We start from the raw sequence: 12,766 nt of genomic DNA, 5'->3' as shown, positions 1-12,766 counted from the left end.
CTTGGATTTCACGGGTTTCTTATTTATTACTGTAAAGTATTTGAAGAATTCGTATCATCTTTAAGCAGCTGACTTTCTCGACGAATATGATAAATCTTATGGATATTAATAATCAAGGTTTTGATTACCGCATAAACTGGAATACATATCAGCATACCAAGGATTCCGGCCACACTTCCCGCACCGATTAACACTAAGATAATAGTAAGGGGGTGAATATTCAAAGATTTACCAAACAACAATGGTTTGATTAAGTTTCCATCCAACTGCTGAATCACTAAAACAGAAAGCCCCATGTACAAAGCCTGCAAAGGTGAGACAAAAAATCCTACAATAACTGCTGGTACCGCACCAATAAATGGTCCAACATAAGGAATAATATTGGTCACACCACAGAAGATCGCCAATAATAAACTATAAGGTTGTTTAAAAATAGTCATAGCAATGAAGCTCAAAATCCCAATAATAAACGCATCTAACACCGTACTGCTGATATAAGCAGACAGAGTTTCATTTAATTCCCGGACCGTCTGACGTAACTCTTTCCGAATGGTTAAAGGGAAAAATTGTGATATCGCATCAAGAAACTTGTGACCATCCTTGAACATAAAGATCAAAATGAATGGAACGGTAAATAGCAGCACGAAAAACTGCATGGCTACACTAACAATTCGTGACAGACTGGAGGTCACACTAACGATTGCTAAATTAATCAAGTTATTAATCGTCAGGTTAGCAGAAGCCAGCTGTTCTTCCAAATTGAAGTTCTTGAACTCCTCCCGCTGGGCCAGCTCAGTCATCCATTTTCCAGTTTCTTCAGCATATACCGGTAAGTTTTGAGTTAACTGAACCGTTTGCTCAATTAACTGCGGAATTACGTTCATTGCTGCCAAAACAATAATAATCGCAATTACCACAAAAGAAATTAAAAAGCCGAAGACACGAGGAATACCACGCTTTTCTAAGAATACGACGATGGGATCGAACATATAATAGAGAAATCCAGCTACCAATAAGGGCAGTACCACTGCTGAAAGCATGCCTAAAACAGGTTCAAAGATATTAGGCATTTGCAAAATAAAGTAAATTCCGATAATCGTCAAGACGATTTCGGCTGTCCAGAAGAACAATTTAGACTGTTTGAAACGTGAGAGCATAATAGCCTCCTTTTATATGATAGCTTCATCTTATCATTTATTATGCAATGAAAAAATCTTTTTTAAGAAATTAAAGAGAAAGTTCGGGAAGCTTTCTATTCTTTTTTCAATAAGTTTGAGAACAGTTATTTCATTGAATCTGGTTAAGGTTAGGAGTACACTGAAAGAAATTAGTTGGAGGTGTTGCAGGTGAGAGAAAAAAAAGCCTTTCACGTTAACGGGTATGCAGCGTTGTTTGTTTTAATTTTGATTATGATCGCTGGAGTTTGGTTTATCTATTTGGGAAGCAGCCGGAATCAAATCGGTTTAATTATTTTAGCAATAGCTTTATGGATAATCTCCTTCTTATTCATTAGCTCCCTAACTATTGTCAGTCCAAATCAAGCCAAAGCCGTACTGTTTTTTGGAAAATATGTAGGAACGATCAAAGGCAACGGTCTGTTTGTAACCACTCCTTTGACGCAGAAAATTAAAGTCTCTATGAAGGTGCGCAACTTTAACAGTTCTCTATTGAAAGTAAATGATTCAGATGGAAATCCTATTGAAATTTCCGCAGTGGTTGTTTATAAGGTTGTTGATACGGCCAAAGCATTGTTTGATGTCGATTATTACTTAGATTTTGTTGAGATTCAAAGCGAAACGGCGATTCGCCACATTGCCTCTCAATACCCTTACGATACCTTTAATGATGACGATTTGACTTTACGAGGCAACACCACCAAGGTTTCTGAGGAATTAGCCAAGGAATTACAGGAACGTTTGGCGATTGCCGGCGTAGAAGTGATTGAAACACGCTTAAATCACTTAGCCTATGCAACTGAAATTGCGAATGCAATGCTGCAGCGTCAGCAAGCCCGGGCCATTCTTTCAGCTCGCCAAACGATCGTTGAAGGAGCGGTAACGATGACTCAGATGGCTCTTGAGCAAATTGAGGATGGGCAGGATATCCATTTTACAGATGATCGCAAAGTCCAATTAATCAATAATCTGCTGGTTTCAATTATTACCGATAAAGGGACACAGCCGGTCATCAATACTGGGGACATGAGCGATAAGTCTAAGACAGGAGGCAACAAATGAAGAAGCTGTATATTAAGCAAAAGGTTTTTAGCATCAGTGAAAAATTCACCATTATGGATGATCAGCAAAATCCTCGCTATTACGTAGAAGGAAGTTTCTTGAGAATTCCGAAGACTTTCCGAATTGAAGATGAACAGGGGAGAGAAATCAGTAAAATTACTAAAAAAACTATTAGTTTGTTACCAAAATTCTTTGTAGAAATTGATGGTCAAGACATGATTGAAATCTCTAAACACCTAACATTTCTCAAGGCGCAGTATTCTATTGAGGCAGAAGGAATGTCGGTGGAAGGAAACTGGTGGGATATGGATTTCATTGTGGAGAAAAATGGGCGTCGAATTGCGGACATTAATAAACGCTGGATTTCTTGGGGAGATACTTATGAGGTGACTATTTTAGATGAATCGTATGAACATCTAATCATCTCTTTAGTGATTGCAATTGATCGAGTGAAAGAGGATGAACGAGCATCTAACAATAGTTAAGGCCGGTTATAGGCCTTTTTTTTGTGGGATGGTAATTGTTTCGTTACAATGAAAGAAAAAGGATTTGATAAAAAATGGAACGACCTTCGACAAAAGCGACCCGCTGGATCCAATTTATCGGTGGCCGCAACTTAATTTTTACTTTAATAGCTGGTGTACTGTTAGGGGCCTTAATCTTCATTTTCTACTTGGTGCGCTTCATTTTTGAGCCAGTAGGAATTATTCTAGGAACGTTGTTTGCTCCCGTGTTATTGGCATTGATCTTGTACTATTTACTGGACCCAATTGTTAACTACTTTGAGGTGAAAGGTGTTAAGCGAATTTATACGATTATTGGTATTGGCTTAACTCTGGTTCTACTACTTGTCGCCTTCGGAATCTGGGCAGTTCCTAGAATCTATAGTCAAACGCTTAGCTTGGTAAACGATTTTCCACAGCATGTTGATAACTTCAATAATACGGTTCAGAATTTTGTTGCTGGAACGATGTTTGAAGAACCAGCGCAAGAATTTTTTGGCTCGTTAGAAGATGTAGTGGGACAGGTTATTAATATTTTATCTGATTCTCTAGGTGACATTCAACAATTTGTTGGTGATCTTTTTTCAACCGTCAGCGGCTTTTTTATCATCTTGCTGACAGCACCAATTATTGCCTTCTTCCTATTAAAGGATGCAAAGAAGTTTAAGCATTACTTTCTCAAGCTGATGCCGCCAAAATTCCGAGAAGATGCCAATGAACTGGGGGGAATTCTTGATATTCAGGTAGGCAACTATTTGAAAGGGCAGTTTATTGTAGCTTTAGCGAACGGTTTAATCGTCTTTATTGGTTTTCTAATTATTGGCATGCCTTACGCGTTACCCTTGTCATTATTAGTGACCATCACTTCTTTTATCCCATATATAGGACCTTTCATTGCATTTATTCCCTGTGCGGTGATTGCGTTGCTGGAATCTTTTCAATTGTTGTTGGCATTAATTGTTGTCTGGATTATTGAACAGGTGCTCAACGGTAATGTAATTGAGCCTAAGGTATTAGGCGAACAGCTAAGGGTTCATCCAGTGACAATAGTATTGGTTTTATTGGTGATGGGGAATCTGTTTGGTCTATTCGGTTTAGTTTTTGGAGTGCCGACATATGCAATTATCAAAGCTTTCGGCGTATTCTTATTTCGCAAATTCAAACAGCGGTATAATCGATATTATGGCAAGGATGATGGCGAATATGAAGACACTGAATTTTCACAGGATGAATATATTAACGACTAAATATTTCAGATTTTGACTAGTTTTAGGATAAAAATCATTGCAAAATGTCTGTCTTTGATTTACTCTAGATTCATGCGGTCGTGGCGGAATTGGCAGACGCGCTAGCTTCAGGCGCTAGTGGTAGAAATACCGTGGAAGTTCGAGTCTTCTCGGCCGCATTGAATAAAAAGACTTTATTTTACACAGTATCTTGATAGAAAAAACGAATTACAATTAGTACCAGCTCGCTTCATCCTACCTATGGATGAAAAGCTGTCCTAATGTAATTCGTTTTTTTATTCATTCTGCTCAACTGTTAACAGCTGCTGCTTAATAGCTAGGCCTTCTGCACTTGATCCGGAGTAGCCAGTGAGTTGGCCACCCTTTCCGATGACTCGATGGCAGGGAATAATAATCGGTAAGGGATTTTTTCGATTGGCTTGGCCGATTGCACGAACCGCTTTCGGTCGTTGGATTTGTTCCGCGATATCCTGATAGCAACATGTTTTGCCATAAGGAATTTGGGCAAGGGCATGCCAAACTTCTTGTTGAAAGGAAGTACCGTAAATAAATTCATAAGGTACAGTGAAGGCGGTTAGTTGGCCATCAAGAAACTGCAGAATTTCTTCTTTTGCTTGTTCAAGTATGACTGGATTTGCCGTCTTTGATTCAGAAATCTTAGTGTAGGAAACAGTAGTTAACGCGTGTTCGTTAGCATCTAACCATAGAGTGCCTAAAGAAGTATCAAATTTCATGGAATAAGTGCCTCCTGTTCAATAATTATCGTACGATTATGGTACTATAGAACCAATAAAAAGCGGTAAGAGAGAAGCGAAATTATGGAAAAAATTATTCTTTTACATACGAACGATTTACATTCTCACCTAGAAAATTGGCCTAAGATTCGACGTTTTTTGCAAGCGCGTCAACAAGAGGATCAGCATAACAATCAGGCGGTTATTACAGTTGACCTTGGTGATTTTGTTGATCGCTGGCACCCCTTGACGGAAGCTACCAATGGACAAGCCAATGTTGAATTAATGAATCAAATCGGCTATGATGCGGCAACAATCGGTAATAATGAAGGAGTTGGGAATTCCAAAGACGACTTGAATCATTTGTACGATGATGCCAATTTTGATGTGATTCTAGATAATTTGTTCGATAAACCTACGCTGCAAGCCCCAGAGTGGTCAAAGGTCTATAAAATCATCACGACGGAAAATGGGACAAAGGTAGGGCTGATTGCCTTTACCGCTCCCTTTCCATTAACTTACAATCCGAATGGATGGGATATTCGCCAGGTGGAGGATATGATGCCGGATTTGATTGCACAGCTGCGATCGCAGGTGGATGTACTGGTATTGATGAGTCATTTGGGCATAAGTGCGGATCGTTCCATTGCTCGGGCACATCCTGAGATTGATGTGATCTTAGGATCCCATACGCATCATTTATTCGAACAGGGCGAAAAGATTGGCAATGTTCAGGTGGCTGCAGCAGGTAAGTATGGTTATTATGTTGGAGAGGTGCACATCTATCTGGATGATGAACATCAGATCGTGCGAACCTCTGCTCACACTTATGCGACTGATAAAATGTTGGAGCTGCCAGAGGATAAAGCAGAAATTACCGGGTATTTAACGGAAGGCCATCAATTGCTTTCTGAGAAGATGGTAGCCGATCTGCCATTTTCCATTAGTGTGGATATTCATGGGAAACACCCGATGATTGAGTATACCTTACATGCAGTAAAAGAAAAGGCTGAGACTGACGTCGCTATTTTGAATTCGGGTCTCTTTTTAAGCGACATTCCTGCCGGATTTGTGAATCAAGATCAGCTTCATACTACGTTGCCACATCCGATGCATCTGATTCGAGTGACTCTGACTGGGAATGAACTGGTCCGCTTAATTTTGGAAATGGAAAAGAACCGTCATTTTCTAATTAACTTCCCAGTCATCGGTATGGGTTTCCGCGGGAAGGTCTTTGGACATTTGGTGTATGAAGGTATATCCTTCGATGCGGTTAACCACCAGGTCTGCTGGCTAGGTGAGCCAATCGATCCAACGGCAAATTACACGATTGCAACGGTGGATCACTATATGTTCCTGCCGTTCTTTCCGACAATTGAAATAGCTGGGACTGCTGAGTTTTTATTCCCTGAATTTATTCGCAGCGTATTGGGGGACTATCTAAAAGCTCACTACCCAATCCAATGAAAACAAGGTATAATAGCAAACAGGTGGTGAAACGATGACAACTAAAGAAAATAAAACTGTGACCGATGAAGTGGCAGAAGCGTTGGAAGAAATCGTCGAAGCCCCCGCTGAAGAGAAGAAAAAAGGTGAGCTTGTCGTAAGAGTAGATGAGACAAACCTATTAATCGGTGAACGCCAATACCGGATAGCGGTAGACTATCGCGAAGGCTTTGATGCAGAACGATTAGGTGAACGCTTTAGCGAGGTGCTCTCTCGTTATGATTATATTGTCGGCGATTGGGGTTACGATCAACTACGTTTAAAAGGATTTTTCCGAGTAGATGATCGAAAAAGCAATGCTGAACAACGTATTGATACATTAGAAGATTACTTATACGAATATTGCAACTTTGGCTGTGCATATTTCGTCATTGAACGAATGGGCGTCAAGCGACAAAACAACAATCGTAAAAAACGGAAAAAACGCCGCAGCACGAACCAAGCCCACATTGAAGAAAAGAAGACTCCTGTCAAAGAAAATACTAAGAAAAAACCAGTAATCAAGAACCGTAAACCAAAAAAAGAAGCGGCGATGAAAACAAAAGAAAACGATGGACGTTTTGTCATTCGCCAAAGAGAAGAGCAATAAAACTATGAAATACAAAGGTTATTTGATTGATTTAGATGGTACGATTTATCGTGGAAAAGAACCGATTCCTGCTGGCCGGCGTTTTGTTGAACAACTTCAGCAGCGTGGAATCCCATTTCGCTTTTTAACTAATAATACGACCAAGGAACCTGAAACAGTTGCGGCTCGCTTAGCGAATGAATTTGATATTCACGTTACAGCAGAAACGGTCTATACTGCGACGTTGGCAACCATTGATTTCATGAAGGAGGCCAATAGAGGAAACAAAGTTTACATTATTGGCGAATTAGGCTTGCGAGATCCTATTTTAGCTGCTGGCTTTGAATGGGATGAAACTGCACCAGATTATGTGGTGGTTGGGTTAGATAATGAAGTAACTTATGAAAAATTTGTCGTGGCCACATTAGCAATTCAAAAGGGTGCACTGTTTATTGGGACGAATTCCGATAAAAACATCCCGACTGAACGGGGACTGCTTCCTGGTGCAGGCTCTGTCATTGCTTTTTTAGAAACTGCTACTCAACAAAAAGCAATCTACATTGGAAAACCTGAAGTGATTATCATGGATAAAGCTGTTGAACTTTTAGGTTTGGCAAAATCGGATGTGGTCATGGTAGGAGATAATTACTTGACAGATATTCGAGCTGGAATTGACAACGGGATTGATTCCTTACTGGTTCTTTCGGGATTTACCCAAAAGAAAGACGTTCCCAATCTACCCGTTCCGCCAACTTATGTTGTTGAATCTTTAGATGAGTGGAATTTTGATGCATAGCTGGCAGCGGTGGGAAAGAGTGGGATTAGTTTTTTGGTCGTTAACCCTGTTGACCTTGGCGATTACGTTGACTATTAATGCCCGCTGGCTCTATCAGTGGGATATCCAGCAGTTAGATCTGTTGAATTATACAACGGTATCCGAAAAGGAATTACTAACGAATTTCGATCATTTAATGCGTTATTTGAATACACCCTGGATCACGGAATTGGCTTTACCAGACTTTCCGGTCTCAGCGAGTGGTGCGCTGCATTTCTATGAAGTTAAGCGTTTGTTTCTGTTAAATTATGGCGTACTTGTGTTTACCTTGATTCCCAGCTTTCTCTATTTGCGGCACTTGATTAAGCAGAAACGCTTGTGGACGTTGGTTCAGCCTTTTAAAATTGCGGTGGGGATCCCCTTAATTGTGGCTGTTGTGATGGCAATGGGGTTTGATCGATTCTTTGTGGCCTTCCATGGAATCTTCTTTAACAATGATGCTTGGATATTTAATCCAGCAACCGATCCCATCATCAACGTATTGCCAGAGGAATTTTTCCTGCATAGCTTTGTTCTGTTTTTCGTTTTACTAGAGTTTTTTTTCATTTTACAAATACTGATTGGAAAATATGCTTTAAAAAAGGTTTAAAACAAATAATTTTTGAGAAAAATTTAAGGCGGTGTACTTAACTTTCTAGTTGAGTACATCGTTTTTTTTAGTTTGTTGCAAAAGTGGTAAACAAGGGGAATTGTTGAAAGTTTACACTGACACAGGGGAAGCTGACTAATTTCTTTATTAAGTATTTTAATAAGATAGTTGTTCTTTTTTGTTGAAAAAAATGAATAGGCTATCGTTTTTTTTAGCATTACTAAGAACGATTCTCACTGGAATCGATTGTGAAAAGACTTTATATAAGGGTATAATAATAACAAATAAGAATCGTGGTAAAGAACTTTTTAGTCAGTTTATTGATAATGATTTCACAAGCAGAGTTATTAATCTGTCAGCGATAGTGACGACTAGTTTCACGAGCTGGACAGGAGCTATAGAGACTCTTCTTATTACAGGGAGGATTGTGTATGAAAACATTAGTGAAAGCAATGGCAAAATTTAAAGGAGGTGTGAAGGTTCCTCATAATAAAAATACAGCAGAAAATGAAAGCGTTATAATAGAACAGCCCAAAATAGTTATCATTCCCTTGCAGCAGCATATTGGCGGTCCGTGCGAGCCTACTGTTAAGTCGCGGGAGATTGTTACTGTCGGCCAAGTAATTGGTGACTCAAAAGCGTACGTGTCTGCTCCAATTCATGCCTCTGTTTCTGGAAAGGTAAAAGGAATCAAGCCGGTTTTATTAGCAAATGGTCAAACCTGTGACGCCATCCACATCGAAAATGATGAGTTGTATACGCGAGCACAAGAACCAGCACCTATTCAAATCGATTCTAAAGATGACCTATTGAATGCTGCAAGAGATAGCGGTTTGGTAGGAATCGGCGGGGCTGGTTTTCCTTTGCATGTAAAGCTTGCGATTAAGGAAGAGACACCGATCGATATACTGGTTATTAACGGCGCGGAATGCGAGCCCTTTATTACTTCTGATTATCGAGAAAGTTTAGAGTATCCGGAACGGATCATTGCAGGGATGCAGGTAGTCATGAAGCAGTTGAATATTTCCCACGGGGTAGTGGGGATTGAGAGTAACAAACCAAAAGGATTACAAATTTTAAGAGATCGGTTGAATGAATTGGCAGATCTTGATCCAGCCATTGATATAATGGAAATTCCTTCTCTATATCCTCAAGGAGCAGAAAAAATGTTGGTCTATGCAACAACAGGCCGCAAAATCCCACCAGGCAAACTTCCATCTGAAGTGGGCTGTTTAATCATGAACATTTCCACGATTTCTCGTTTACAGGAATACCTTGAAACTGGTCTTCCATTGATTCAAAAGAGGGTTACAGTGGATGGCAATGTTGCAACACCTAAGAATGTTGTTGCCCCAATCGGAACACCTATCAGTGAAATTGTAAAATTTTGTAATGGGTTTATTGATGAACCCAGCAAAGTGATTTTAGGAGGCCCTATGATGGGGATTGCTCAATATTCGCTTGATCTGCCCATTACAAAGCAAACGAATGCAATCACTATTTTGTCGGAGACACAAGCACTGCCGGAAGAGTCTCCGTGCATTCGTTGTGGGCGCTGTGTGACTGCTTGTCCTATGTCGTTATTGCCGGTTCAAATCGAACGTTGTGCGCGGAATAAAGATCTAGAAAATTTGAAAAAGCTAAATGTATCGGCCTGTATGGAATGCGGGTGCTGTGCATACGTTTGCCCCGCGGGACGAAAATTGGTTCAGTCAATGAAGCAAGCCAAATTATTGGAAAGAGAGGCAGTCAAATGAACAAGCTACCTGTATCCATTTCACCTCACCTGCATTGTGGCCGCAGCAGCCGCAGCATTATGCTAGATGTGATTATTGCCTTGACTCCCGCTATCATTGCCTCAACCATAATTTTTGGCTTTCGTGCACTTATGTTGATTCTAGTAACGGTGGCTGCCTGTGTCTTAAGTGAATATGTCACTAGAAAAATTTTTAAACGACCAGATACCATTCATAATCTAACTGCAGTAGTTACCGGGATTTTATTAGCGTTGAACTTGCCAGTAACGTTGCCCTTTTGGATGGCTGCTTTAGGGGGAGCCATTGCGATCGTAGTTGTAAAAGAATTCTTTGGTGGGGTAGGACAAAACTTTGTTAATCCAGCAATTACAGCACGGATTATCCTTTTAATGTCTTTTGCTTCTCAAATGAGTACTTGGCAGCCGCCATTTGATTATCGAATGGCAGCAGGGGTAGATGTGATTTCTTCAGCTACCTATTTTTCTGCTCGTCAGACCGGACAAGAAATTCCATCGTTAATGGATATGTTTTTAGGGATACGGGCCGGAAGTTTGGGAGAGACCTGTGTATTAGCTCTGCTGATAGGTGGGGGGTATCTAATTGCTCGAAAAGTAATATCGCCAATTATCCCGCTTTGTTTTATTGGAACTGTTGCGATCCTTTCAGTTTTGCTAGGTGACAACCTGTTGTATCAAATAATGTCAGGCGGGTTATTATTAGGAGCCTTTTTCATGGCAACGGATTATACCACGTCTCCTGTCACTAGGAATGGCAAGATTATTTTTGGAATAGGTTGCGGTATCATCACGATTTTGATTCGCTTTTTTGCTGCTCTTCCAGAAGGAGTTTCTTATGCCATCTTATTAATGAATATCCTGGTTCCTCATATTGAGAATCTTACAATTCCGAAAGTCTTTGGTGAGGAGGCAAAAGCAAAATGAAAAAATCAAACGTGATCTTTTCAGACACACTCTGTCTCTTTATCATTTGTCTGGTAGTTACCTTTGCAGTTGCAGGAACACGTGCTGCATTCAAAGATCGCATCGCAGAGCAAGAATGGGCCCAAACACAAAAGGTCATGAACAAGCTGATTAAAGCAGATAATTTTAAGAAAGTGAAAGTTTCCGGGGAAAATCAGGCCTTCAAGGCTCTCGACTCATCGGGAGAAACTCTGGGTTATCTTTTTATAACCAATGCTTATGGATATGGCAGCGAGGTGAGTGTCATGAGTGCTATTTCAGAAGGTAAAGTTGTGGGAATTGATATTTTAGATGCTTCAAATGAAACCCCGGGTTTGGGGCAAAATGTAACGAAAAAGGGATTTGTTGATCAGTTTTCTGGACTGATTGGTTTGCCGGAAGTTGTGAAAAGCACGCCAACGGGAGAAAATCAGGTCGAAGCAGTTACTGGAGCAACGAAATCTTCAAAGGCTGTAGCAAAATCGGTCGAAGAGGCTCTTGCTCTTTTTGAGCAAGTAATAGCTTCAGAAAAATAAAGGGGGGAGATTCCATGGAAAAAGAAAAGCTATCTGCTATTTTTACAAAAGGGTTAATTGTTGAAAATCCAGTTTTGCGTCTCGTGTTAGGTACTTGTCCGACTTTGGCAGTAACTACCTCTGCTATGAATGGATTAGGGATGGGAGTGGCAGCGACAATTGTACTTTTTAGCTCAAATATCGTGATCTCCCTTCTGCGTAAAGTGATTCCTGATCGGGTAAGAATTCCTGCGTTTATCACGATTATTGCTGGTTTTGTGACTGTGGTCCAATTAATGGTTAAAGCATTGGCACCTGCGTTAGATGCGACACTGGGGATCTATTTACCTTTGATCGTAGTAAATTGTATTATTCTGGGTCGTGCAGAAGCTTATGCTAAAAATCATCCGGTCGTTCATTCAGCTTTAGATGGTTTAGGAATGGGTGTTGGTTTCACAATGGCTCTTCTTTGTATGGGGGGAATTCGTGAATTAATTGGAAGCGGTACGTTATTGGGATTTTCAATTACAGCTGGCTTTGTTCCACCAATGACAATCATGCTGCTGCCTCCAGGAGGATTTTTCGTATTTGGCATGCTAGTTATGGTAGCGAATAAATTGGGAGACCGTACCACTAAGGAAGTAGACTGTTCATCCTGCCCAATTTCTGAAGCCTGTACAACAGTTTGTGAAGGGGAGGAGGGTGACAGGTAATGCAGACTTTCGTAACTATTTTAGTAGCGGGAATTTTAACAGATAATTTTGTTTTGTCACAATTTTTGGGAATCTGTCCCTTTCTGGGCGTATCAAAAAAATTGGATACTGCAATTGGAATGTCTTTAGCGGTCACTTTTGTTATGGTTTTAGCGACCTTGGTTACTTATCCAATTTACAGCTCCTTGTTAGTCCCTTTAGGATTAGACTATTTGCAAACGATCGTCTTCATTTTAACGATTGCTGCACTAGTTCAGTTAGTTGAGGTCATAATGAAACGGTACATGACTCCCTTATATAATGCATTGGGAATTTATCTGCCATTGATCACTACCAACTGTGCGGTGCTGGGTGTGACTATTTTGAACTTCTCAAAAAACTATACCTACATTCAATCAATCGTTAACGCATTTGCTGCTGGGGTGGGATTTTTAGTAGCTATGGTGATTTTTGCAGGGGTCCGTGGACGTTTGGAAGGAAATGATATTCCTAAATCATTACAAGGACTACCGATCACGTTGGTTGCTGCAGCACTTGTTGCTTTATCGTTTTTAGGATTTGCTGGTTTAGCAGAAGGGCTATTCCAATAGGGGGTGTAAATAA

Annotated in this window: 14 protein-coding genes and 1 tRNA gene; 13 read left to right on the top strand and 2 right to left on the bottom strand. The window is 40.3% G+C overall.

From position 1 onward, the window contains the following. Positions 1-26: 26 nt before the first annotated feature. Complete coding sequence (locus IGI46_RS00130) at positions 27-1,157, bottom strand: AI-2E family transporter (RefSeq protein WP_429964353.1); 1,131 nt, start codon at positions 1,155-1,157, stop codon at positions 27-29. A gap of 189 nt (positions 1,158-1,346) precedes the next feature. On the opposite strand from IGI46_RS00130, the gene IGI46_RS00125 reads away from it, so the two are divergent. The 4 genes from IGI46_RS00125 to IGI46_RS00110 all read left to right on the top strand — a co-directional run bounded on the left by IGI46_RS00125 (position 1,347) and on the right by IGI46_RS00110 (position 4,145). Beyond that, positions 1,347-2,237: an SPFH domain-containing protein gene (locus IGI46_RS00125; RefSeq protein WP_429964352.1), complete on the top strand. Its 891-nt coding sequence runs from the start codon at positions 1,347-1,349 to the stop codon at positions 2,235-2,237. Beyond that, positions 2,234-2,722: an LURP-one-related/scramblase family protein gene (locus IGI46_RS00120; RefSeq protein ID WP_429964351.1), complete on the top strand. Its 489-nt coding sequence runs from the start codon at positions 2,234-2,236 to the stop codon at positions 2,720-2,722. The genes IGI46_RS00125 and IGI46_RS00120 overlap by 4 nt, the downstream gene beginning before the upstream one ends. 74 nt (positions 2,723-2,796) lie before the next feature. Beyond that, positions 2,797-3,987 carry an AI-2E family transporter gene (locus IGI46_RS00115; protein WP_429964350.1) on the top strand — a complete coding sequence of 397 codons (1,191 nt, stop codon included), beginning with the start codon at positions 2,797-2,799 and terminating at the stop codon, positions 3,985-3,987. A gap of 74 nt (positions 3,988-4,061) precedes the next feature. Continuing rightward, a tRNA-Leu gene (locus IGI46_RS00110) sits at positions 4,062-4,145 on the top strand. A 117-nt stretch (positions 4,146-4,262) separates the two neighbouring features. Here IGI46_RS00110 and IGI46_RS00105 read toward each other — a convergent pair. Then, positions 4,263-4,721, bottom strand: a complete 459-nt coding sequence (locus tag IGI46_RS00105) for a methylated-DNA--[protein]-cysteine S-methyltransferase (RefSeq protein ID WP_429964349.1) — start codon at positions 4,719-4,721, stop codon at positions 4,263-4,265. A gap of 84 nt (positions 4,722-4,805) precedes the next feature. Between IGI46_RS00105 and IGI46_RS00100 the strand changes: the two genes are divergently transcribed. The 9 genes from IGI46_RS00100 (at position 4,806) to IGI46_RS00060 (ending at position 12,753) form a co-directional block, all read left to right on the top strand. Continuing rightward, positions 4,806-6,188 (top strand): bifunctional metallophosphatase/5'-nucleotidase, encoded by a 1,383-nt coding sequence (locus tag IGI46_RS00100; RefSeq protein ID WP_429972596.1) that lies wholly within the window; start codon positions 4,806-4,808, stop codon positions 6,186-6,188. Between the two features lie 34 nt (positions 6,189-6,222). Then, a complete protein-coding gene (locus IGI46_RS00095) occupies positions 6,223-6,816 on the top strand; it encodes a YutD family protein (RefSeq protein WP_429964347.1) in 594 nt (197 codons plus the stop codon). Between the two features lie 4 nt (positions 6,817-6,820). After that, positions 6,821-7,591: a TIGR01457 family HAD-type hydrolase gene (locus tag IGI46_RS00090; RefSeq protein ID WP_429972595.1), complete on the top strand. Its 771-nt coding sequence runs from the start codon at positions 6,821-6,823 to the stop codon at positions 7,589-7,591. Then, positions 7,569-8,219, top strand: coding sequence for a TIGR01906 family membrane protein (locus IGI46_RS00085; protein ID WP_429972594.1), 651 nt, complete (start codon positions 7,569-7,571; stop codon positions 8,217-8,219). The genes IGI46_RS00090 and IGI46_RS00085 overlap by 23 nt, the downstream gene beginning before the upstream one ends. 431 nt (positions 8,220-8,650) lie before the next feature. Then, the gene (gene rsxC, locus IGI46_RS00080; RefSeq protein WP_429972593.1) at positions 8,651-9,976 is read left to right on the top strand and encodes an electron transport complex subunit RsxC; all 1,326 of its coding nucleotides are present in this window, start codon (positions 8,651-8,653) and stop codon (positions 9,974-9,976) included. Next, positions 9,973-10,917, top strand: coding sequence for an RnfABCDGE type electron transport complex subunit D (locus tag IGI46_RS00075; protein ID WP_429964343.1), 945 nt, complete (start codon positions 9,973-9,975; stop codon positions 10,915-10,917). Before rsxC ends, IGI46_RS00075 begins: the two co-directional genes overlap by 4 nt. Continuing rightward, on the top strand, positions 10,914-11,471 hold the full coding sequence (locus IGI46_RS00070) for an FMN-binding protein (protein ID WP_429964342.1): 558 nt from the start codon (positions 10,914-10,916) through the stop codon (positions 11,469-11,471). Before IGI46_RS00075 ends, IGI46_RS00070 begins: the two co-directional genes overlap by 4 nt. A 14-nt stretch (positions 11,472-11,485) precedes the next feature. Then, the gene (gene rsxE / locus IGI46_RS00065; protein ID WP_429964341.1) at positions 11,486-12,163 is read left to right on the top strand and encodes an electron transport complex subunit RsxE; all 678 of its coding nucleotides are present in this window, start codon (positions 11,486-11,488) and stop codon (positions 12,161-12,163) included. Then, a complete protein-coding gene (locus IGI46_RS00060; RefSeq protein WP_207701990.1) occupies positions 12,163-12,753 on the top strand; it encodes an electron transport complex protein RnfA in 591 nt (196 codons plus the stop codon). The genes rsxE and IGI46_RS00060 overlap by 1 nt, the downstream gene beginning before the upstream one ends. Positions 12,754-12,766: the final 13 nt, after the last annotated feature.

Origin of the sequence: Enterococcus sp. AZ163 (assembly GCF_050498925.1) — a bacterium.
Classification (GTDB): Bacteria; Bacillota; Bacilli; order Lactobacillales; family Enterococcaceae; genus Enterococcus_A; species Enterococcus_A ferrettii.
This window is presented reverse-complemented; position numbering and strand designations above follow the sequence as displayed.

Excerpts from the sequence above, each read along its gene's own strand:
- IGI46_RS00130 (WP_429964353.1), bottom strand. The coding sequence starts at position 1,157 with ATGCTCTCACGTTTCAAACAGTCTAAATTGTTCTTCTGGACAGCCGAA.
- IGI46_RS00120 (WP_429964351.1), top strand. The coding sequence starts at position 2,234 with ATGAAGAAGCTGTATATTAAGCAAAAGGTTTTTAGCATCAGTGAAAAA.
- IGI46_RS00115 (WP_429964350.1), top strand. The coding sequence starts at position 2,797 with ATGGAACGACCTTCGACAAAAGCGACCCGCTGGATCCAATTTATCGGT.
- IGI46_RS00105 (WP_429964349.1), bottom strand. The coding sequence starts at position 4,721 with ATGAAATTTGATACTTCTTTAGGCACTCTATGGTTAGATGCTAACGAA.
- IGI46_RS00100 (WP_429972596.1), top strand. The coding sequence starts at position 4,806 with ATGGAAAAAATTATTCTTTTACATACGAACGATTTACATTCTCACCTA.
- IGI46_RS00095 (WP_429964347.1), top strand. The coding sequence starts at position 6,223 with ATGACAACTAAAGAAAATAAAACTGTGACCGATGAAGTGGCAGAAGCG.
- IGI46_RS00090 (WP_429972595.1), top strand. The coding sequence starts at position 6,821 with ATGAAATACAAAGGTTATTTGATTGATTTAGATGGTACGATTTATCGT.
- IGI46_RS00085 (WP_429972594.1), top strand. The coding sequence starts at position 7,569 with ATGAGTGGAATTTTGATGCATAGCTGGCAGCGGTGGGAAAGAGTGGGA.
- rsxC (WP_429972593.1), top strand. The coding sequence starts at position 8,651 with ATGAAAACATTAGTGAAAGCAATGGCAAAATTTAAAGGAGGTGTGAAG.
- IGI46_RS00075 (WP_429964343.1), top strand. The coding sequence starts at position 9,973 with ATGAACAAGCTACCTGTATCCATTTCACCTCACCTGCATTGTGGCCGC.
- IGI46_RS00070 (WP_429964342.1), top strand. The coding sequence starts at position 10,914 with ATGAAAAAATCAAACGTGATCTTTTCAGACACACTCTGTCTCTTTATC.
- rsxE (WP_429964341.1), top strand. The coding sequence starts at position 11,486 with ATGGAAAAAGAAAAGCTATCTGCTATTTTTACAAAAGGGTTAATTGTT.
- IGI46_RS00060 (WP_207701990.1), top strand. The coding sequence starts at position 12,163 with ATGCAGACTTTCGTAACTATTTTAGTAGCGGGAATTTTAACAGATAAT.